This is a genomic window from Exiguobacterium sp. s133 (assembly GCF_018618595.1).
Lineage (GTDB): Bacteria > Bacillota > Bacilli > Exiguobacteriales > Exiguobacteriaceae > Exiguobacterium_A > Exiguobacterium_A oxidotolerans.
On the sequence record NZ_JACSMK010000003.1, the window covers coordinates 314688 to 333114 of the forward strand.

Here is an 18427-nt window from a genome sequence, read left to right on the forward strand (position 1 = left end):
AATTGATTATTTCAGTAAGACGTCTTCCAGTTCTTTTAACCCTTTTTCACGTTCAATCGGATCCCAGAAGCCCCATGTCGTTGATAGCTGATGAACTTGATCTTTTTTAAATGCCGTTAATCCTTTCCAGACCTTTCCGTTTGTTACTTCATCGTAGTAAGGACCGCTGCTGAAGTAGGACAGATCGATGATATGGTCCGGATTGTATTTCGCCAATCCTTCGATGGAAATGTTCTCCCCGAAATCTTTTGGTAAACCTTTCGTCGGTGTTAATCCGATATCGTCAAACAACAATGAGTTTGTCGCATGATTTGTCAGACCGTAAACGCGAATATCTTTTTTATTGACCGATACGGCCATAAACGTTTCGTCTTTGACACTATCCTTGATGCGTTGTCCGATACTCTTCGCTTCTTCCGACAAGTCATCGATGACTGCCTGCCCTTCCGCTTTTTTGTTGACAGCTTCCGCAACTTTCAAATGATCTTCTTTCCAGTCCCCGCCGACTTCGACTGCGACAGTCGGAATCGTTTTTGCCAGTTTATCGTAAAGTGGTTTGTAACGGTCGCTGATGATCAGTAAATCCGGATTGAGCTTAACGATTTCTTCCGGATTAATTTCGTCGGCATATGGTAAGGCTTTCGTTCCTTGCAGTTCTTCCGTCAAGTGGGGTGGAAACTCATTGTCATACGCCATGACCGCATACGGTTTAACGCCGACTGAAACAAGTGAGCCTTCCCATGAGACGTGCGATAAGACGACGACCTTCTTCGGATTATCCGGAACTTCTGTTTTCCCGAAAATATGTTCGACCGTATGGACGGCTGTTGTCTGCTTAGCTGGCTGTTCGCTTGCTTCCCCTCCACATGCAGCTAAAATTGCACATGTCGCAAGGACTGATGTTACCCCTATGATTTTTTTCATTATTATCTTTTCTCCTCTCAAACTCGTTCTTCATTAGTAATGATAATCATTATCACTTAAAAACGACATGGACGAACCCGTCAACTTTCATGGACAAATCAATCGTTTGTCCTGTTCGATGTAAATCAGGAATTGGCGTAACATATGAATCCGTCCGAGCGGTCCCCATGGATCCCAGTCAACACTGTCCGGACAAAAGACGCGATGCGTGCTGACTGCTTTGAGCGTTTGCCAGGCGGCATCATGTTGAATCCGTTCGATATCCGTCTGTTGGCTCCATAAAATCAATAGATTGTCCGGTTCAATTATTTTCAGTTCTGATAATGTGACAGATTGGTAAACCGTCTTCGGTAAACCGGTCGCACTTGTCATCCCTACATCGTGAAACAAAAAATCAAGCATCGTATGCTGACCCGTTCCATAAAGCCGCACCTCGTCCGGGCGAACCCAAACTACCGCCCACGTCCCCGTCCGGTGCCACGCTATCCGTTCCCGAACGGTTTGTTCCAACCGGTCGACCTCTTCCATAATCGGTTCCAGGCGCTCTTCCCGATCTGTTGCGATTGCCAGCAGACGCAGATACTCGCTCCAACACGTCTGGCGGGGCAATTCGAGGACGTGTTCTGGCGGCGACCAGCTGACATCATGCTGTTTATCGAGATCTGGTGTCTTGATGATCAAATCCAGTTGCATCGATTCAAACACTTCCCGCGGTGCGGGGCGATTGGCGTCATAAAACTGGGTACCTTCCAAATCGGTTAAAAATACAGGTAGGCCACTCGCACCGTATTCCGTCGGATAACTTGGTGCAAGAATCGGTTGCAGACCAAGCGCCAGCAAGTGGTCCTGCAATAAAAGACGGCTGGCGATACCGATGCGGGGTGAAGCACGCTTCAAAAAATGGGTGGGAGACGAACCTGTCCGCTTTTTGAATAAACGGCTAAAATAAAATTCATCTTGCAAACCAACCTTTTGAGCGATTTGTGCCAACGTCATGTCCGGCGACGTCAGCATCCACTCTTTCGCCGTTCGAATGCGGAGTTGATTTAAGTACGCTTTAGGTGTTTCGGCATATCGCTCCTTAAACAGCCGATTAAATGTCGGCACAGACATCCCGAGCTCCACTGCCAGTTCGTTGACGGGGCGGTTATCGCCTAGTTGTTCTAGCCATTCTTTCGTCACTTGTTCGAATACATGTTTTTCCTGTTCGTGACTTAATGTCTCAAGCAACTCATAAACGAGACGCTGTTGGCGTAGCATCCCCTTGACGGTCGTCGGAATCGTACTCATTCTTCGCAACTGTGCGTGAAGTTGTTCCGGATTTTGCCGGTAAAGTGGGCAACGGTCTCCGGTTACGGCAAGATGATAAACAAGACTGCTCTCTTTCGTAGCTGCCAGTACCTCCTGCGTTTGATCGACCCAGGCGCTTTCACCCGGTTGTAGCCGTTGGCGGCCGTCATATAAAAACACCTTGCCGACAACAACAATGATGATGCCCGAACTGACCGGTTGCCGGTCCCCTTCCAGCAACCAGTATTTTTGGATGATTAATGGCTTTAAATTCACTTCCATAGTGTTTGCTCCCTAAAAAAACATTTGACAAAAATTTGCTATTCGATGTAAGTTTAATCGCGTTGATAATGAATATAATTCTCATTTAAAAAGGAGAGACGATTATGGATGCATCTGTACGCCCTCACCCTACAGCTATCGTTCTTTTGATTACGCTTTTTCTGTTTTTCTTATGTAGCGGATTATCACTCTTTTACGGAGCTTTTCCGGTTTCTTCGGATACAGTCCTCGCATCGTTCCATTCGTTTGATGCCAATAACCTGCAGCACCAATTGATTCAAGAAGTCCGCCTGCCGCGTTTAATCTGCGCAGGACTTGTCGGAATTGCCCTGGCTTTGTCAGGAACGATGATGCAGGGATTGACCCGTAACGCATTGGCCGACCCATCCCTGCTCGGCATTACCCACGGGGCTGGTCTTGGGGTCGCGATTTCCCTCGCTTTTGTTTCTGCCCATTCCTTCTTCAGTTCGCTGATGTTCTCTTTTGGCGGTGCAGCCCTTGGTACAGGGCTCATCGTTCTAATTACGGTTTTTGCACGTGGCCGTTTTTCACCTGTCACGTTGACCGTCGCCGGAGCCGCACTCAGTGCATTGTTCGGTGCGCTTTCAACAGGCATCACTTTGTTTCATCAAGTTGCCCAAGATTTAAGTTTCTGGTATGCCGGCGGGTTATCCGGCTCTAAGTGGGAACATGTCCATGTTCTTCTTCCCATCGTCTTAATCGGTATGGCGATTTCCTTACATATCGCGAGAAGCATGACCGTTCTCTCGCTTGGAGAAGAGGTCGCGGCAGGTCTTGGATCGTCGTTAACGAAAGTCCGGGTTCTCGGATTTTGCAGTATCGTCCTGCTTGCCGGGAGTGCTGTATCCATCGCTGGTGTCATAGGTTTCGTCGGTCTTGTCATTCCACATATCAGTCGTTTTCTTGTCGGAACGAATTATTATCTTCTCCTGCCGGTCAGTGCATTATTCGGAATGACACTTCTCATTGTCTCCGATTTACTCGCACGAATGGTCAATCCCCCGTTTGAAACACCTCTTGGAGCCATTACGGCCGTAATCGGGGTTCCTTATTTTCTTTACCTTGCACGACGGAAGGAGTTGGCGATCTGATGGATATGTGGAGCGCTCTTCAAAAATCACGTTTTACGTTTCTTAGCTTATGTGTTCTTCTTATCGTTACATTTTTATACAGCCTCTCAACCGGCATTCTTCCCGTTTCGTTCAGTTCAATCAGCCGGACCATAATCGGGCAAGGAACGGATGCAGAACGGTTAGTCCTGATTGACCTGCGACTGCCCCGGATGCTGCTGGCTCTCTTGATCGGATCAGGTCTTGCTGTTTCCGGGACACTGCTTCAGGGCATGTCACGCAATGCTTTGGCCGACCCGGGTATTCTCGGGATTAATGCAGGTGCCGGGCTGTTTGTCGTCATGACCCTGTTTTATTTTCGCTCCGCTTTACATCAGCTCCCGCTTTTGCCATTCGTCGCTTTTTTCGGTGCAATACTCGTCGCCTGGACGATTTATCGGCTGGCAGGAGCGACTTCACTACAGCCTGCCCGCCTGTTGTTGGTCGGCGTCGGAATCAATGCTTTATGCGGTGCCCTTTTAATCATTTTTCAGTTGAAGATGGATCCAAGAGATTTCCAGCAAGCAACCGTCTGGCTGACCGGAAGCATCTGGCAGGCAGATTGGTCGTCCGTCTTCATGCTTACGCCCTGGATCGTCCTTTTCATCCCACTCGCATTTATGCAAAGCCGTTCGTTGAACTTATTGCAATTGAGCGGTTCACTGCCACAAACCTTAGGACTTCAGGTTGAACGTACCCGTAAACGTATTCTATTCGTTGCTGCGGCTCTTGCTGGAGCCTGCGTGGCGGCTGGCGGAGGGATTTCATTTATCGGTCTGCTCGCCCCTCATATCGCGAGACGACTCGTCGGTCCGAACCATTACAGTCTGATTCCGGTTGCCGCGCTTGTCGGTAGTCTACTCGTATTGTTAGCTGATTTAATCGGAAAAAATCTGTTGGCCCCGGCCGATATTCCGGTCGGGATCGTCATCGCCGTTCTCGGTGCACCGTACTTTATCGTATTGCTTTTTCGTAAATGAAGTGTGACCGATTCGTCAAGGCTTTAACGAATCGGTCACATGTTACACACTTTTCGTTTTTTGACCGAGCATCTCATAATATACTTGACTGCTATCGAGTATATAGGACGGTGCCGGCTGACCACGGCGCTCCCGATGACCTGCGAGATGGACATCGCTTGTTTCCCAGGCTTTCCAGTCCTTTTCGGATTCCCAGCGGATTAAAATCACGACTTCCTCATCGCCGCGTGTCCGCTTTTTTTTCAAAACGCTCAGATCAACGAATCCTGGCTGCTGTTCGATGATGCCTTCTCCTGCAAATCGTTCAATCATTGTCTCCGCGTAGCCGTGCTCAACACGAATGGTTTTCAGTTGGATAAACATATGTCTCACTCTCCTCAATTGATAATGAATCTCATTTTCATTATCAATATAGCATTATACTCCTTAAAATTGTCAATCCCGTACTAAATTTTATTTCATTTTTTTTTGAAATTCGAGTAATTCAACGCAAAAAAAAGATACACTCGCGTTCGAATGCATCTTGAACAGGTTAGTTTAGGCGGTTGGTTGCTCCGCCAAGAAACGCTCAAACGCGATATCCGGATTATCGGTTTCATAACGCGCGACGAAGGCATGATAGGAGCCGCTGTAGACGATTTTTCCATGATGGAGAAAATGCATCTTGCACGGCAGGTGGGCGACTTCATGCAATATGTGCGTCGACAATAATACGATTTTTTGACGGTCGAGTAACGCACCGATCGCTTCGACGACGAAACGCCGTGACTCCGGGTCGAGCCCGACCGTCGGCTCGTCAAAGATGTAGAGTGTACGATCGAGATGACAGACCGTCCGGATGACCAGCCAGCGTTTTTCACCGGCTGACATCTGACCGAGCCGTAAGTCTTGCAGCCGCTCTAACCGGCTTCGCTCCTGTTCGCGTAACGAGGCGACATATGTATCCCATAACGAACGGAACGGCTCCGTCCGGTCACTTTTCAAAATCAACCGGACCAAATCTTTTCCTTTCAGCATCGGCGGAAGCGGTGCCTGCTGCAACTGATAAAGAATCTCCGCCCGTTCAAACGGCGGATGAAACCCGTCCGCCGGGAGCGCCCCGGCGACGACGTCAAACAACGTCGATTTCCCTGATCCGTTTAAACCAATCACGACGTTCAACCGTTCCGGATCGAGATCAAGATCCGCTTTATCTAAAATCATCCGTTTTTCATCATAGCTGTAATCGATTGTCCCGAGTTGCATTTGTCCGTCCCCTTCCGTTAACGATTTGTTTTTGACGTGATCGACAACCGCTGATAGGCAACGTAGCCGACTACTAAATAAACCATGATACCTGTCAGAATCGACAAGCCCATCATCCCGTCACTGACACTGCCTGTCAGGAAGCGGGCTTCATTCAAGATTAAATTCGCCGGATTCAGGAATGAAAAATACGCAAGCAATCGATTATCCGTCAGTTCAAATACATCGATGAAAATGAAGACGGCAAAAATTAAAATCGTCCCGAGCGGTGTCATCGTCTCCGGCTTCAATGGGAGTGCTGCAATCAGCAGGCTACAGGCAAAGACCGGTAACGGGATGATGAGCGCAAGCAATCCGGTCATCAGCACGGTCTTCAGCAACGGTTGATGAAACAAAACCGCCATCATCAGGCTGGCAGCGAACATGTTCAACGTGAGGAAAAACCATTGCGACATGAGACGTCCGAAGATGACCGGGAATTTTTGCCCGGACAAAAACGTATACATCTTCAAAAAGCCGCTCTCCCGTTGGTTGAGTAATGATATGCCAATTCCATTGATTGCAGTCAACACAATCATGATCGCAAAGAATTGAATCATCGCCGACTGAAAGACCGTCCACGTCGGGGAATCCTTGAACCAGTCGAAGTGATTGAGGAGAATGATGACGAGTGGTACGGCGAGCGTATAGAAATAAGCAAACTTATTGAAGAACATTTCTTTGTTGTAAAGCAAAAAGAATTCATAACTTTTCCGCACGCGGTTCCCTCCTAGTGTGTAATCCAATAAAATCCATAATCAAATTGATTCTTACATTATCTTACTATACGCTAACAAAAGAAGAAATGTTTCAAAAAATGGTTTCTTCGAACGTTCTCCCACAGACCAAAAGAAAGGATGTGATCGGAATGAAACGATTGATCGTGAGTGCCGTCTTGACCAGCTTACTCGCCGGGTGCTCCGAGGAATCGCAAGCACAAAAAACCAAGCCGACGGGTATTACCTTCACGCAAGATGATAAAACAATTAAGATCCTCCCACTGTATGATGCCTATCAGTCATATGTCGATGCAGCACTGAAAGTCCCGACTGAAAATGGAGCGCTGTTCGAAAAATACGTTTTATAAGAAAACGATCGTATCCGTGAGCAGGAGCAGGTTTCGGAACAGCTTGGCGTCTATAATCCGCTCGACCGACCGATGAACAATCTCAAACACTTAAAAGAAAATGTCACCTACTTACAGCAGCATCAAACCGAGATACAGCAACAAATTAAACAATCGTTACAACAAGCATTGAAACAGTTACCCCGCCAAAACGATTTAGTCATACTAGTCGCTCCAATTAATTCAGATAATCCCGTGAATAACAAACGGATGGGTGGTGTGACAGGAATTGCACTCGCCAAAAACCTGTTAGTGCTTTACATCGATTGTGATGTCGATCAATCGATGCTTGCCTATACAGTTGCCCATGAATACCATCACACCGTTTTACTCGAAAAGCTTGGAATTTCATCGATTGCCGATAATATCATTTCGGAAGGAAAAGCGGACTTATTTGCGAAAGCTCTCTATCCAGATGTCAATCCACCTTGGACAGAACCGCTGCTCGACGATTCCTTTAAGCATGTTCTGCATGAAGTAAACACGTATCACGCCAAATTTTCAGACTTACAGAACGGCAATTCTGATTTGCAGATCCCCGGTTGGTCGAATTATGCAATCGGAAATACGATTATGACCGACTTCATTCAGAAAAATCCCGACACTTCCGTTGAAAAATGGACGCATCTACCGACAGGCGATATTTTAGAGCAAAGCGGTTATGCAAAACAATTGACGGCACATTAAAGCGGTTTTGAATTGATCAGGCAGACCGTCTATTGTGCTTTAATCAACAATCGTTTTAAAAAAATCACCTGCTTTACACGACGCCGAGCGGACGTGTGAAGCGGGTGATTTTTAAACTGAGTTCTAGCGATTGTCCGACAAGTCACTTTTATTTGAGTATCAGTTAAAAGCCGGTATCGCCGTTTCATCATAATTTTCTTCTAAGAACTTTTTGACTTCCGGACTCGTCATCGCTTTCGCAAGCTTCTGAATCGCTTCCGCATCCTGATTGTCCTTCCGGGCAACGAGGGTAATCGCAAAGTCATTCTCGATGCCTTCCGTGACGAGTGCATCCTGTTTCGGCGTCAGACCGAGCGGTGCTGCATAAGCCGGTGTCATGACGACCGCGTCAGCATCATCATAAAGACGCGCGAGCATCAATAAGTCCACTTCCTTGAATTTGTAATCTTGTTTATTCTCAACGATGTCCTTCATCGTATAGTAAGATCCTGTCTTCTTTTTCAATTTAATCGCGTCATGCTGGGCGAGTAACGACAGCGAACGGTCGATGTTCGAGACGTCGTTCGCCATCGCGATGACGGCCCCCTTCGGTAGTTGATCGATTGATTTATATTCTTTCGAGTAGACACCGTAATTGGCAAAATAGATTGGTTCGATCGGAACGAGGTTCGCATCGTTATTCCGATTGAATTCCTCCATATACGGAACGTGTTGGAAGAAGTTTGCATCGACCTCTTTCGCTGCCAGCGCACTGTTTGGCTGAACGTTATCGCTCAGAACGACGACTTCCAGGTTAATCCCGTCTTCCTTTAACTGTGGTTTCACGAGATCAAGAATTTCCGTCATCGGTTTAATCAGTGACGCGACCTTCAAGGTTTTTGTCTCTTCCGTAGAACCGGTATCGCTGTCATCACTATTTCCGCAACCTGCTAAGGCCAGGACAACTATTGTCAACATCATCATCAGTTTTTTCATTTCATTTCCTACTTTCTTTTAACGTTTGTCAATCAATCGTGCTACTCTCGTACCTATGAATTGAATCAATTGAACGAGGATGACCATAATCAGGATCATGTACATCATCAACTCAGTCTGGAATTGCTGATACCCGTACCGTACGGCAAAATCTCCGATGCCCCCTCCACCGACCACTCCCATGATCGTCGAGTAGGAGATAAAACTGACGATCGATGTCGTCAGACCGAGAACGAGTCCGGACCGGGCCTCAACGAATAAAAATTTCACGACAACTTCTCGTGTCGACGCGCCCATTGAGATCGCTGCTTCGATGACGCCTTTTGGTACATCAAGTAACGATTGTTCGACGAGCCGGGAATAATGGGCGATCGCGATAATCGCAAGTGGAACGGTCGCTGCTGCCGTCCCGATGGCTGTACCGATAATCAACCGTGTAAACGGAATCAAAAAGACGACAAGTAACAAAAACGGAAAGGAGCGGACCGTGTTGACTAGCAGATTCAAACCGGAGAACAGGAAACGATTTTCGAGCAACTGATTTTTCCGCGATACAAACAGCAGCGTTCCGACCGGCAGTCCGATCAGCACTGCAGCAAAAATCGAGACCCCTACCATCACGAACGTTTGTCCGATGGCAAGTCTGATTTCCCCTGCGTACTCGATTAATATGTCAGGCATCCGCGTTCCCCCGTTCGGTCAACTGCGTTAAGAACCAACCCGCATCACTCGTGATTTCGGCAACACCTGCAGGTTCAGTCGCGACCGTATCGCGAATCTGACCGTTCTCCATAATCGTGACGCGATTGCAAATACTCTGAATCACGTTCATTTCGTGGCTGACGAGCACGATGGTGACACCAAGCGTCCGATTAATGTTTTGAAGAACCCGTAAGATCTCCGACGTCGTACTTGGATCGAGGGAAGACGTTGGTTCGTCACATAAAAGTACACGTGGCCGATTGGCAAGCGCACGGGCAATTGCAACACGTTGCATCTGACCGCCGCTCAATTCGGCTGGGTACTTGTCAGAAAAGGATTCCAATCCGACGAACCGGAGGCAGTCCTGAACCCGCGCGGAACGCTCCTGCTTCTGCACGCACGCGAGTTCGAGGGATACCAAAATATTCTGTTCGACCGTCTTATTCGCGACCAGATTAAAGTTTTGAAAAATCATCCCGATGTCTTGGCGAACACCCCGCAATTTATGGTGCGGTAAAGCAAGCAAATCGATGCCATCAAACTCAATGTCGCCTTCATCCGGTCGTTCGAGCAGGTTCATCAGCCGAAGCAGTGTCGATTTACCTGCTCCGCTCGCACCGATGATGCCATGTATCTCACCCTGTTCAATCATTAAGGATACTGATTGAATAACGGGTTGTTTGGAAAATGCTTTACTGACCGTATGTAATGTAATCATGTGCCCTCCCCCTTTTGCCATTTTCCATTCTATCGTAAGCTCCCATTCCTTGTCATGCTGAATGCTTTTTTTCTTTCCCGCATTATCTCACTAATTAAATAAACCATTTAGTCAAATAAACACATACATCTCATGTTCACCGTTGAGGTCACCTGTATTTTTTTGAAGTCATGAGAGAATATGCCCACTTCTTAACGATCAGACGAAGCACTAATGATATTTTTTTGAAAATCGATGTCGGCATTATAGTACAATAGACATAATTGGTTTAAAAGGAGTCCGCGACATATGAAAACAATCATCTATGATGTTCTTCACAATATCACTTTTTTAATGAGTGGTTTTTACTTACTCGGAAAATTATCTTCTCAACCGATTACACAGGATTCTAAACAGTCACTGCGTATTTTATATGGTCTATGTTTGAGTGTCCTCGCGATTGTGTTGATGCAGATGACGATTGAACCGGCCCCTGGAATTTTAGTCGACTTACGGCATATCCCGGTCATTGTCGCCGCCTATTTCGCTGGCCCATTGCCGACGTTCATCGTGACTGTCGCCATCATCGTTTACCGCTTTACCATCAGTACGAATTTTGCAGCTTATGCGGCATGTTTTTTCATCATCAGTCTCGCTGTCGGTATCTCCCTGATTGTCAAACTGATGCCTTTGTATTCAAAAAAGACCTTCATGACGGTGACGCTTTATGCGACACTTCTGCACGCTGTCATTTTAGGCATCGTCTTACGCGATACCGGTCAAATCGTCGAAATCCTGTCAGTCATCACCCCTGCGTCTTTCGTCAGTAGCTGGTTGACTTTACTCATCATCCAAGACATCCGGATGACGAAGCTTGCGTTACGGACGTTCCAACATAAAGCGCAAATCGACTTTTTGACGGGTCTTCACAATTCGCGTGCTTTTTCAGATTACTTAACGGACATTAAACGGCAAAGTATCTTCAATGAGCAGCAGGTCGCCCTCGTCATGATTGACATCGATCACTTTAAGTCGGTCAATGATACGTACGGGCATGAGGCTGGTGACGACGTGTTACGTCAATTCTCAAAACGGTTACGTGACGGAGTCGGAGATACTGGCTACCTGTCACGTAACGGCGGTGAAGAATTTTCACTCATCATCACAAATCTTGCGTTAACGCGCGTCTTGACCCTCGCTGAAGAATTGCGTGAGCGCATTGAAACTGCTCCTTTCACGACACAGACCGGTCAAACCCTCCATGTGACGGCATCCTTTGGTGTCGCAAGCTTTGAAGAGACGACTGCAAATATTGATCATTTAGTCCGCCATGCCGATCAAGCACTGTATGCTTCTAAACAATCCGGTCGAAACCAAGTCACGCTCCATTCCGTAAAAGAAGAGATCGCGACGACGACGTGATTCAATTAAGGATGGACGTAATCAAAAAAATCAGCTACGTTTGATAGTAAGGCAGGTGAAGAATATGAAGTTAACAAAAGGACCGTACATTTTCATTGGTCTTCTCCTCGGTTTATTGTTTGGATTTATCGGAGATAATTTTTATCTGTATGTATCCGCTGGGATTTTAGTAGGTGCCTTACTTGAGCTTTATGTCGCGATTCAGCAAAAAAAAGACCGCAACAACAAGAAACGTTCTTAAGGGGGAAATGGTATGGCATTCAGTGACTTGTTTTTATCAACACTCGCCTATATCGGTGTAGCGACGGTCTTGCTCGCAATCGGTGTTGTCCTGTTTGAAGTGACGACGAAATCAAAGGAAATGGAATTGATTCGTCAAGGTAAAAAAGCAGCCGTCTATGCATTCGGCGGACGGATCCTCGGACTTGCGATCGTGCTTTATTCAAGTATCGCAAACTCTGTCAGCATCCTCGACATGGTTTTGTGGGGGGCTCTCGCGATTGTTTTCCAAATCGTCCTGTTTTATCTTGCCGATCTGCTCATTCCGCGTCTCAGTATGACGAAGGAAATCGATGCCAACAACGAAGCCGTTGGTTTATTGTTATTGTTCCTCTCGTTATCAATCGGCTTAATCATCGCCGGGTCTCTTACATACTAAAAAAAAAATGACAGAAATCCGGGAAGCGGACTTCTGTCATTTTTTTATTTATCTAATTCATCGAGTTCTTGTTGCGAACGCGGGAATCCGTTCGCTTGCCACTCTGACCGGTACATCGAATCAAGCTTCGTCAATCCTACTTCATCCTCGTCTTTATCCGCATCTTGACTCTCATCTTGATCGAGGTGGTCCAAATACTCCTTCAAATGACTCGGCGGGCGGCGTGATTTTATTTTTTTCATGACAAGTCCTGTACCTGCCAATACACCGGCTCCAAATAAAAATCGCTTCCGTAGCTTCATGACTGTTCCTCCTTAAAAAAACGAGTAATGATGCACTACTTATCTATCCCGACTACGTTGAGTCAAGTTCAAACGATTCCGCCACCGCTCCGCAGCGTTGGGTGGGCAAGCAGTTTGATATTTCCGTGTTCTAGAGTCAACACATGATCCGGTTGCCGCTCAAAATAACCGGTTTCGATGACACCACTCCATGACTTCAATTCCCGGACGAAATGGGCGACGTCCGGGACACGATCCAGGGCGACATCCAAAATCAAATGGCCTCCATCCGTCACGAATGCTTCTCCCGCCGTTTCGCGGTGTGTATAGGAAATTCCTTTGTCCGCAAGAAGTCGTTCGACGTGTGTCCGTCCGAACGGTTCGACTTCGACCGGTAAAGGTCCCGTCAACTGGCGGACGAACTTCGAGCTGTCTGCGAGATACAACACTTCGCGTGCTTGCAGCGCGACGAGCTTTTCCCGGAACAATGCGCCGCCGCCACCTTTGATGACTTGGAACTGTTCATCAATCTGGTCAATTCCGTCGATGACGAGATCAAGCTGTTCGACATCACGTAACTGACGCATCGGTATTCCGAGCCGCTTGCCCTGTTCTTCCGTCTCAATCGACGTCGCGATCGCTTCGATTTTTAATCCTTCGTCCACTGCTTTTCCTACAGCATCAATAAAATAGCGTGTCGTCGAACCCGTACCGAGCCCGAGTGTCATACCGGGTTTTACATATGCGAGTGCAGCTTGCGCAATCAATGCTTTATCCTGTTCTTGCATCGTTCACCCTCCATTCTCTAATTCCAGTTCACTGATAGTTTTCCCGAATCCTGCGCCTTTTAATCAAAAAACCAGGTGCGACGTCTCCGTCGTACCCGGTTCATGAACGTTAAATGACGAAGAAATAGACGCAACAGAAGTGTGCGAGACTTCCAAGTAAGACAAAGACGTGGAAAATTTCGTGGAAACCAAGGTGCTTGAACGATAATGCGCTTGGTTTCAATCCGTAAATAACTCCACCGACAGTATAAAAGATTCCGCCGAGGAACAGTAAGCCGATTCCGACTGGCGACAGAACTGCGGCAAGCGGCGTGATCGCGAAGACCATGATCCAGCCCATTCCGATATAAAGCGTCGTCGATAACCAACGCGGACTGTTGAACCAGACTAACTTAAATGTGATTCCGAAGACGGCAATCAACATGACGATCGAGAACAATACCCAACCGGTCGGTCCGTTCAAACTGATGAGACAAAACGGTGCGTAGGATCCGGCAATCAATAAATAAATCATCGAGTGATCAAGGCGGCGCCAAATCGCGATCGCCCGGTCACTTGCAAGTACCATATGATAAGTTGCCGAGACGGAATACAGGGCGATCATACTGACTCCGAAAATGATGGCTGCGACGATGGCGATGGCCGCGCCCCGCTCAAGTGAGGCCTTGATGACTAGAGCAAGAAGTCCGACAAAGGCAAAGACGGCTCCCCCGAGATGAGTCAATCCATTAATCGGTTCGCGCATATACGTTTTCATAAGTTACCCTCCAAAAGTTATGTAGTTTTCAATACTACATGGCGTTATATAGATATCTTATCATATAGTAGAGAAATAGAAAGCATTACCTGTAAATTTCATGGAGGTTTTTTTAATGACACACGATGACGACAAATCGCGACCGCTCGATCGCCAACTCCAGTTAGACGATATTCCGAACATCGACTTATATATGGATCAAGTCATTCAATTGTTCGAACGGACATTTGAAGCAACGACGCGGACAGAAGGCGAAACGATTTTGACGAAGACGATGATTAACAATTACGCGAAAAAGAAACTCTTTTTCCCCGTCACGAATAAAAAGTATACGAAGAATCATCTCATTCTAATCAGCTTGATTTATCAACTGAAAGGAACCGTCTCAATCAATGACATCAAAGCAACATTGACTGAATTGAATCAAGGTGTCGCAAACGAGACGCTCAATCTGGAAGCCTTTTATGCAAGCTACCTGGAAAACACGGTACAAAATCTCGAGACATTCGAAGCTGAGCAAGCGTCGGCTGATGAAAACGAACCAATCGATCAGCTGCAACAAATCCTTTCACTTGCACATATGAGCAATCTCTATCGACGTGCCGCCGAACGGATGATTGATCAACTCGACGGTTAACTTCTACCGGGTGCTCATGGTAAAATAGGGAAAATGAAGATGGGGGTGGGCTGTGATGGAGGAAAGCACACGCTTTTTGCATCAGCTCGAAGACGTAGGACAGTATTTTGTTAGCTACCAAGACACTATCTTGATCGAACTCGCTTTTGATCAAACGATTGGTCATTATGCGACAGAATTTTCGACGCTCGAACAGACTGCTGATTACATCGAACTTCACTTACATTCGCACCAGACCCAGGCACTGCTTCTCGCGTCGAAAATCCACGCTTTTGATGCGTCTCCGTTTGAGCGCATCACGGAAATGATGTCGATTCAAAGTTTTTTTGCGACGCATCGCATGACGCATCCTGCAAATGCCTTCTCGACCGCTCTGCTGATCAGCCGGCTTAATCCATCGGATGCTCACTTACATCGGACGTTATCCCTTTACCGACTCGCCAAACAACAACACCGTTTCATCGTCTCCCCTTTACTCGGCTCATTCTTCTTTTTCCAATGTTACAAGCGCGGTGAGGTCGAGCATCTTCTTGCACGCGTGGAAGATGCTTACGATCTGTTGAAGAAACGGTTTGGTCGCGCCCAACAGACCTATATCGTCGCTCTCCTATTTTCACTTTTACCTGAAGACGATTTCGAGGCGTATGTCGACCAATTACGGGCGTCGCGCGCACGTTATCGTAAATCTCACATCCCACTTGCATTCCACGGTCTGCTCGCCTTACTCGGTGATCCTGCCGAACATGCTTCAAAACTCGACCAAATCGTCGAGCAACTCCGCTCGGATGCCCAATTCAAGCATCGAAAGGACTTACTTTTTTTAACGGCTGTCCGGCTCTATCTTGCGAATCATCCGACACTGCAACAACTGTTTGCTCAACTCGCTCCGACGATCGACGACATGGCGACGGAAACAGTCCCCTTTTTACTGTTTCCAATCGATATTACTGACACGTCGCATGCGACAGATGGCGGAATGGTCGACGGCGGATTTGACGGCGATGCGGGGAGTAGCAGTAGCGATGCTTGACGATGATCCTACAGGAGGTTTCCCATGAAAAAAGTTGCGTACGATACGTATTATTTAGATGAAAATTATTTCGGACAGCCTTATCCGGGACTCGTCTCTTTTTTCAGTGAATATCAACTGAAGGGACACGTGCTCGATTTAGGATGTGGTCAAGGACGGGACGCCTTGTTACTCGGACAGCTGGGTTATACCGTGACGGGTGTCGATCATTCCGTCGTCGGTATCACCCAGCTCAACCAACACGCTTCAGTAAAGGGCTATGCTGTCGAAGGCATTGTCGGCAACGCTTATGCCTTTCCGATTTCCGAACAGATTGATGTCGTATTGTTAGACTCGATGCTGCACTTCAACAAAAATGATTTAAAGAACGAAACGACGTTCGTAAACCACATCTTGAACCAGTTGCGCGAAGGCGCAGTCTTCGTCAATTGTATGTTGCAAGGGACAAACCGCGAACAGGTATTAAAAAATATTCTTTCTGATTCTCTTTATGAATGGGAAACGCTCGCTGACACATATACCGAATATGCAGAAGCAAATGCAACATTCCATCTGCTCGCCGTAAAAAAGCGAGGTCCCGTTCCGCCCGATTGAACGGAAAGAAGTGTTTGCCAGACCTCTTTATTTGCATTCAAAAAGGCATCAACTCATCTGAAAGAGTGGATGCCTTTTAAGTGCGTGGAACGAATACGATTCGCTCACTTAGTTATCTTGATTCGTTTCCTCGTTCGCTTCGACGTCAGAGTCATCGTCTGCTTCATGCGAAAGATCCGGTTGCTCATCAGACGCCTCGTCTGATTTCTCGGCATCCGCTTTTTGGTTTTTTGCTTGATCGTGCTTATCGCGAGTATCCAGTGCCGCGTCTTTATCACGTCCCGCAATTTCATCGTTCGTCATCTGATTACCTGATGTAATCGGATCTGTTTCTTTATCGTGTTGTTCATTCATGAGAAATCCCCCTTAACTGAATTAAGCTACAGTTAAGAGTATTCCCTGAACGATTTCCGTTAAACATCAAGAGGTTGCATTTTCTTCGCAAAGTCCGTAATCAACTTATCGAGCGGTTGCGGATGATGCAGATAGTGCCCCTGGACATATAAACGTTCGCCTAGCATTTCTACCTGCTTGTATTGCGATAATGTCTCGACCTCTTGAATGACGAGCGAAACACCGAGCGCCTCCGTCAAGGCATAGACCGACCGGATCATCGACTGTTCGAGCTGATTTTGAGCCAAACGTCGGGTGAAGATGGGATCGAGCTTGACCGCCTGGACCGGTAGATGAAGCAATGAATTGAGCGATGCATAATGGCTACCGAAATGATCGACCGTCAAGCGGTATCCCGCGCTTCGTAACAGTTCAAGGCGCTCAATTGCTTTTTTCCGTCCTGTCTGCAATACTTCTTCCCGAATCTCGAGGACGACACGATCTTGTTTAAAGTTTGCTTGCTTCGAAAAGGACAAGAGTTCTTCTAACAGTTGATTCGACTGAAATTGACTCGCGGAAAGATTGACCGCAACCGAAACGGGTAAGTCGAATTCTGCTTCGAACCGTTCGCGATCGGCAATCGCTTGGCGAATCGTAAATCGACCGATGTCGCCAAAGACCCCCATACGTTCTGCAATTGGAATGAAGTCAGTCGGGCTGACGAATCCGAGCACAGGATGGTTCCAGCGTAATAAGGCTTCGACCGCAACGGTCATCCCTCGCTTCATATCAAGAATCCGCTGGTAATACAGTTCGAATTGCCCGCGTTCTAACGCATGCGTCAACTCTTCTTCAAGAACGGAAGCGAACGGATGCTGTTCGAACTCCCGCTGTTGATTGACGAACAGCATTCCATTTTTCCCATCGAGCTTCACTTGTTGCATCAAGGCCTCTGCCGCATAGACTTGCGTCTGTCGGTTCGTATAATCCCCCGTCAACAAACTGACACCGGACGACGCCGTCAAATGAATCGGTTCAAATCCGATGTCCGCGATCGGCGCCTCGATTGCTGCCATGATGTAATCGGCATACATCGCACCCGTTTGTTCAAACTCTCGTTCATCAAGCGGCGCAAGAATGATGAATTCATTGCCGTCCTTCCGTCCGACGACATGATTCGGAATCGGAACATATTTCAGCCGGTCGGCGAGGACTTGTAAAACCCGGTTGCCGACACGGTATCCGAATTTGGCATTGACAGCGTGAAAGTTATCCAGGTTCAAGACCATTAAAAATGCCGGATGAATCGTCACACTTGAAATCAAACGGTTCATGTACCGTTCATTGTACACATCCGTCAAGGCATCTTTAATGACGTATGTTTCGACACTGATCGATTTGCTGATGATATCAGCGTAATGTTCAATCAATGCTAAATCGCCCGCCGAGAAGTCATATGGTCGATCGTCAAAGGCACAAAGCGTCCCGATTTTCTCATTGTCGGCGTTTTTGATTGCGACGCCAAGAAAGCTCCCGTTTCCTAATGCCTTCGTGACGGGATGGTCGACCGTCAACGGACTCGTCAACAACTCATTGATTTGAAGTTTCCCTGCATTTTCATCGATGACCAGTTTACAAAGGACGTGGTTGAACACATGCGTCGATCCTTCTTCAATCAATTCTTGATTTTGATTGATTGCTTTGACGATGAAGTTGCTACTTGAATCATTCAGTGCGAAAAATAACGAATTGACGCCAATTTTTTCACTGAGTTTCTCTAAAATTTCTTCGACGAGCGGATGTAAGGCTTCGTAGCGGCTTTGAGAATTATCCATTGTGCTGCCTCCTTT

23 protein-coding genes are annotated in these 18427 nt (G+C 47.0%); 10 read left to right on the forward strand and 13 right to left on the reverse strand.

The genetic code is table 11. The annotated features are described in order from the left end of the window. Positions 1-6: 6 nt before the first annotated feature. On the reverse strand, positions 7-924 hold the full coding sequence (locus KNP96_RS06530; RefSeq protein ID WP_214769671.1) for an ABC transporter substrate-binding protein: 918 nt from the start codon (positions 922-924) through the stop codon (positions 7-9). Between the two features lie 87 nt (positions 925-1011). Next, positions 1012-2496: a helix-turn-helix domain-containing protein gene (locus KNP96_RS06535; RefSeq protein WP_214769674.1), complete on the reverse strand. Its 1485-nt coding sequence runs from the start codon at positions 2494-2496 to the stop codon at positions 1012-1014. Positions 2497-2600: 104 nt separating this feature from the next. Between KNP96_RS06535 and KNP96_RS06540 the strand changes: the two genes are divergently transcribed. Continuing rightward, positions 2601-3608 carry a FecCD family ABC transporter permease gene (locus tag KNP96_RS06540; RefSeq protein WP_214769677.1) on the forward strand — a complete coding sequence of 336 codons (1008 nt, stop codon included), beginning with the start codon at positions 2601-2603 and terminating at the stop codon, positions 3606-3608. Beyond that, positions 3608-4606, forward strand: coding sequence for a FecCD family ABC transporter permease (locus KNP96_RS06545; protein ID WP_214767485.1), 999 nt, complete (start codon positions 3608-3610; stop codon positions 4604-4606). Before KNP96_RS06540 ends, KNP96_RS06545 begins: the two co-directional genes overlap by 1 nt. Before the next feature lie 42 nt (positions 4607-4648). On the opposite strand, the gene KNP96_RS06550 is transcribed toward KNP96_RS06545, so the two are convergent. The 3 genes from KNP96_RS06550 to KNP96_RS06560 form a co-directional block, all read right to left on the reverse strand. Beyond that, positions 4649-4969 carry an antibiotic biosynthesis monooxygenase gene (locus KNP96_RS06550; protein ID WP_214767482.1) on the reverse strand — a complete coding sequence of 107 codons (321 nt, stop codon included), beginning with the start codon at positions 4967-4969 and terminating at the stop codon, positions 4649-4651. 174 nt (positions 4970-5143) lie between these two features. Further along, entirely contained in the window at positions 5144-5851 is a 708-nt protein-coding gene (locus KNP96_RS06555) for an AAA family ATPase (protein WP_214769680.1), read from the reverse strand. 17 nt (positions 5852-5868) lie between these two features. After that, positions 5869-6609, reverse strand: a complete 741-nt coding sequence (locus KNP96_RS06560) for a hypothetical protein (protein ID WP_214769683.1) — start codon at positions 6607-6609, stop codon at positions 5869-5871. Between the two features lie 149 nt (positions 6610-6758). Here KNP96_RS06560 and KNP96_RS06565 point away from each other — a divergent pair, with 149 nt between their 5' ends. Next, complete coding sequence (locus KNP96_RS06565; RefSeq protein ID WP_214769686.1) at positions 6759-6977, forward strand: hypothetical protein; 219 nt, start codon at positions 6759-6761, stop codon at positions 6975-6977. Between the two features lie 72 nt (positions 6978-7049). Beyond that, positions 7050-7703 (forward strand): DUF2268 domain-containing putative Zn-dependent protease, encoded by a 654-nt coding sequence (locus KNP96_RS06570; RefSeq protein WP_214769689.1) that lies wholly within the window; start codon positions 7050-7052, stop codon positions 7701-7703. Between the two features lie 159 nt (positions 7704-7862). Here KNP96_RS06570 and KNP96_RS06575 read toward each other — a convergent pair whose 3' ends face one another. From KNP96_RS06575 to KNP96_RS06585, 3 genes are read right to left on the reverse strand one after another with little or no spacing between them, the layout of a single operon-like run. Next, complete coding sequence (locus KNP96_RS06575) at positions 7863-8678, reverse strand: MetQ/NlpA family ABC transporter substrate-binding protein (RefSeq protein WP_214767473.1); 816 nt, start codon at positions 8676-8678, stop codon at positions 7863-7865. Positions 8679-8696: 18 nt separating this feature from the next. Next, positions 8697-9359, reverse strand: coding sequence for a methionine ABC transporter permease (locus KNP96_RS06580; RefSeq protein WP_214769692.1), 663 nt, complete (start codon positions 9357-9359; stop codon positions 8697-8699). After that, a complete protein-coding gene (locus tag KNP96_RS06585) occupies positions 9352-10098 on the reverse strand; it encodes a methionine ABC transporter ATP-binding protein (protein WP_214769695.1) in 747 nt (248 codons plus the stop codon). The genes KNP96_RS06580 and KNP96_RS06585 overlap by 8 nt, the downstream gene beginning before the upstream one ends. Positions 10099-10386: 288 nt before the next feature. On the opposite strand from KNP96_RS06585, the gene KNP96_RS06590 reads away from it, so the two are divergent. The 3 genes from KNP96_RS06590 (at position 10387) to KNP96_RS06600 (ending at position 12157) form a co-directional block, all read left to right on the forward strand. Beyond that, positions 10387-11499, forward strand: a complete 1113-nt coding sequence (locus tag KNP96_RS06590) for a GGDEF domain-containing protein (protein WP_214767468.1) — start codon at positions 10387-10389, stop codon at positions 11497-11499. A 64-nt stretch (positions 11500-11563) separates the two neighbouring features. Continuing rightward, positions 11564-11740 carry a hypothetical protein gene (locus KNP96_RS06595; RefSeq protein WP_167331096.1) on the forward strand — a complete coding sequence of 59 codons (177 nt, stop codon included), beginning with the start codon at positions 11564-11566 and terminating at the stop codon, positions 11738-11740. A 12-nt stretch (positions 11741-11752) separates the two neighbouring features. Further along, on the forward strand, positions 11753-12157 hold the full coding sequence (locus KNP96_RS06600; protein WP_214767465.1) for a DUF350 domain-containing protein: 405 nt from the start codon (positions 11753-11755) through the stop codon (positions 12155-12157). Positions 12158-12201: 44 nt separating this feature from the next. Here the strand turns inward: KNP96_RS06600 and KNP96_RS06605 are convergent, their stop codons facing one another. The 3 genes from KNP96_RS06605 to trhA form a co-directional block, all read right to left on the reverse strand. Continuing rightward, complete coding sequence (locus KNP96_RS06605; RefSeq protein ID WP_214767463.1) at positions 12202-12459, reverse strand: hypothetical protein; 258 nt, start codon at positions 12457-12459, stop codon at positions 12202-12204. A gap of 68 nt (positions 12460-12527) precedes the next feature. Next, entirely contained in the window at positions 12528-13226 is a 699-nt protein-coding gene (gene rpiA / locus KNP96_RS06610) for a ribose-5-phosphate isomerase RpiA (RefSeq protein WP_214769698.1), read from the reverse strand. 109 nt (positions 13227-13335) lie between these two features. Next, positions 13336-13983: a PAQR family membrane homeostasis protein TrhA gene (trhA, locus tag KNP96_RS06615; RefSeq protein WP_088836805.1), complete on the reverse strand. Its 648-nt coding sequence runs from the start codon at positions 13981-13983 to the stop codon at positions 13336-13338. A gap of 115 nt (positions 13984-14098) precedes the next feature. Between trhA and KNP96_RS06620 the strand changes: the two genes are divergently transcribed. From KNP96_RS06620 to KNP96_RS06630, 3 genes are read left to right on the forward strand one after another with little or no spacing between them, the layout of a single operon-like run. Beyond that, positions 14099-14620 carry a DUF1836 domain-containing protein gene (locus KNP96_RS06620; RefSeq protein WP_088836804.1) on the forward strand — a complete coding sequence of 174 codons (522 nt, stop codon included), beginning with the start codon at positions 14099-14101 and terminating at the stop codon, positions 14618-14620. A 55-nt stretch (positions 14621-14675) separates the two neighbouring features. Next, positions 14676-15650: a DUF4003 family protein gene (locus KNP96_RS06625; RefSeq protein ID WP_214769702.1), complete on the forward strand. Its 975-nt coding sequence runs from the start codon at positions 14676-14678 to the stop codon at positions 15648-15650. Positions 15651-15674: 24 nt separating this feature from the next. Next, positions 15675-16244, forward strand: a complete 570-nt coding sequence (locus KNP96_RS06630; protein ID WP_214769705.1) for a class I SAM-dependent methyltransferase — start codon at positions 15675-15677, stop codon at positions 16242-16244. 108 nt (positions 16245-16352) lie between these two features. Here KNP96_RS06630 and KNP96_RS06635 read toward each other — a convergent pair whose 3' ends face one another. Continuing rightward, positions 16353-16598, reverse strand: coding sequence for a hypothetical protein (locus tag KNP96_RS06635; protein WP_214769708.1), 246 nt, complete (start codon positions 16596-16598; stop codon positions 16353-16355). A 59-nt stretch (positions 16599-16657) separates the two neighbouring features. Continuing rightward, entirely contained in the window at positions 16658-18412 is a 1755-nt protein-coding gene (locus KNP96_RS06640; protein ID WP_214769711.1) for an EAL domain-containing protein, read from the reverse strand. Positions 18413-18427 lie beyond the last annotated feature (15 nt).

Bases quoted from the DNA above. Each gene is read 5' to 3' on its own strand.
- KNP96_RS06530 (WP_214769671.1), bottom strand. From the start codon at position 924: ATGAAAAAAATCATAGGGGTAACATCAGTCCTTGCGACATGTGCAATT.
- KNP96_RS06535 (WP_214769674.1), bottom strand. From the start codon at position 2,496: ATGGAAGTGAATTTAAAGCCATTAATCATCCAAAAATACTGGTTGCTG.
- KNP96_RS06540 (WP_214769677.1), top strand. From the start codon at position 2,601: ATGGATGCATCTGTACGCCCTCACCCTACAGCTATCGTTCTTTTGATT.
- KNP96_RS06545 (WP_214767485.1), top strand. From the start codon at position 3,608: ATGGATATGTGGAGCGCTCTTCAAAAATCACGTTTTACGTTTCTTAGC.
- KNP96_RS06550 (WP_214767482.1), bottom strand. From the start codon at position 4,969: ATGTTTATCCAACTGAAAACCATTCGTGTTGAGCACGGCTACGCGGAG.
- KNP96_RS06555 (WP_214769680.1), bottom strand. From the start codon at position 5,851: ATGCAACTCGGGACAATCGATTACAGCTATGATGAAAAACGGATGATT.
- KNP96_RS06565 (WP_214769686.1), top strand. From the start codon at position 6,759: ATGAAACGATTGATCGTGAGTGCCGTCTTGACCAGCTTACTCGCCGGG.
- KNP96_RS06570 (WP_214769689.1), top strand. From the start codon at position 7,050: ATGAACAATCTCAAACACTTAAAAGAAAATGTCACCTACTTACAGCAG.
- KNP96_RS06575 (WP_214767473.1), bottom strand. From the start codon at position 8,678: ATGAAAAAACTGATGATGATGTTGACAATAGTTGTCCTGGCCTTAGCA.
- KNP96_RS06580 (WP_214769692.1), bottom strand. From the start codon at position 9,359: ATGCCTGACATATTAATCGAGTACGCAGGGGAAATCAGACTTGCCATC.
- KNP96_RS06585 (WP_214769695.1), bottom strand. From the start codon at position 10,098: ATGATTACATTACATACGGTCAGTAAAGCATTTTCCAAACAACCCGTT.
- KNP96_RS06590 (WP_214767468.1), top strand. From the start codon at position 10,387: ATGAAAACAATCATCTATGATGTTCTTCACAATATCACTTTTTTAATG.
- KNP96_RS06595 (WP_167331096.1), top strand. From the start codon at position 11,564: ATGAAGTTAACAAAAGGACCGTACATTTTCATTGGTCTTCTCCTCGGT.
- KNP96_RS06600 (WP_214767465.1), top strand. From the start codon at position 11,753: ATGGCATTCAGTGACTTGTTTTTATCAACACTCGCCTATATCGGTGTA.
- KNP96_RS06605 (WP_214767463.1), bottom strand. From the start codon at position 12,459: ATGAAGCTACGGAAGCGATTTTTATTTGGAGCCGGTGTATTGGCAGGT.
- rpiA (WP_214769698.1), bottom strand. From the start codon at position 13,226: ATGCAAGAACAGGATAAAGCATTGATTGCGCAAGCTGCACTCGCATAT.
- trhA (WP_088836805.1), bottom strand. From the start codon at position 13,983: ATGAAAACGTATATGCGCGAACCGATTAATGGATTGACTCATCTCGGG.
- KNP96_RS06620 (WP_088836804.1), top strand. From the start codon at position 14,099: ATGACACACGATGACGACAAATCGCGACCGCTCGATCGCCAACTCCAG.
- KNP96_RS06625 (WP_214769702.1), top strand. From the start codon at position 14,676: ATGGAGGAAAGCACACGCTTTTTGCATCAGCTCGAAGACGTAGGACAG.
- KNP96_RS06630 (WP_214769705.1), top strand. From the start codon at position 15,675: ATGAAAAAAGTTGCGTACGATACGTATTATTTAGATGAAAATTATTTC.
- KNP96_RS06635 (WP_214769708.1), bottom strand. From the start codon at position 16,598: ATGAATGAACAACACGATAAAGAAACAGATCCGATTACATCAGGTAAT.
- KNP96_RS06640 (WP_214769711.1), bottom strand. From the start codon at position 18,412: ATGGATAATTCTCAAAGCCGCTACGAAGCCTTACATCCGCTCGTCGAA.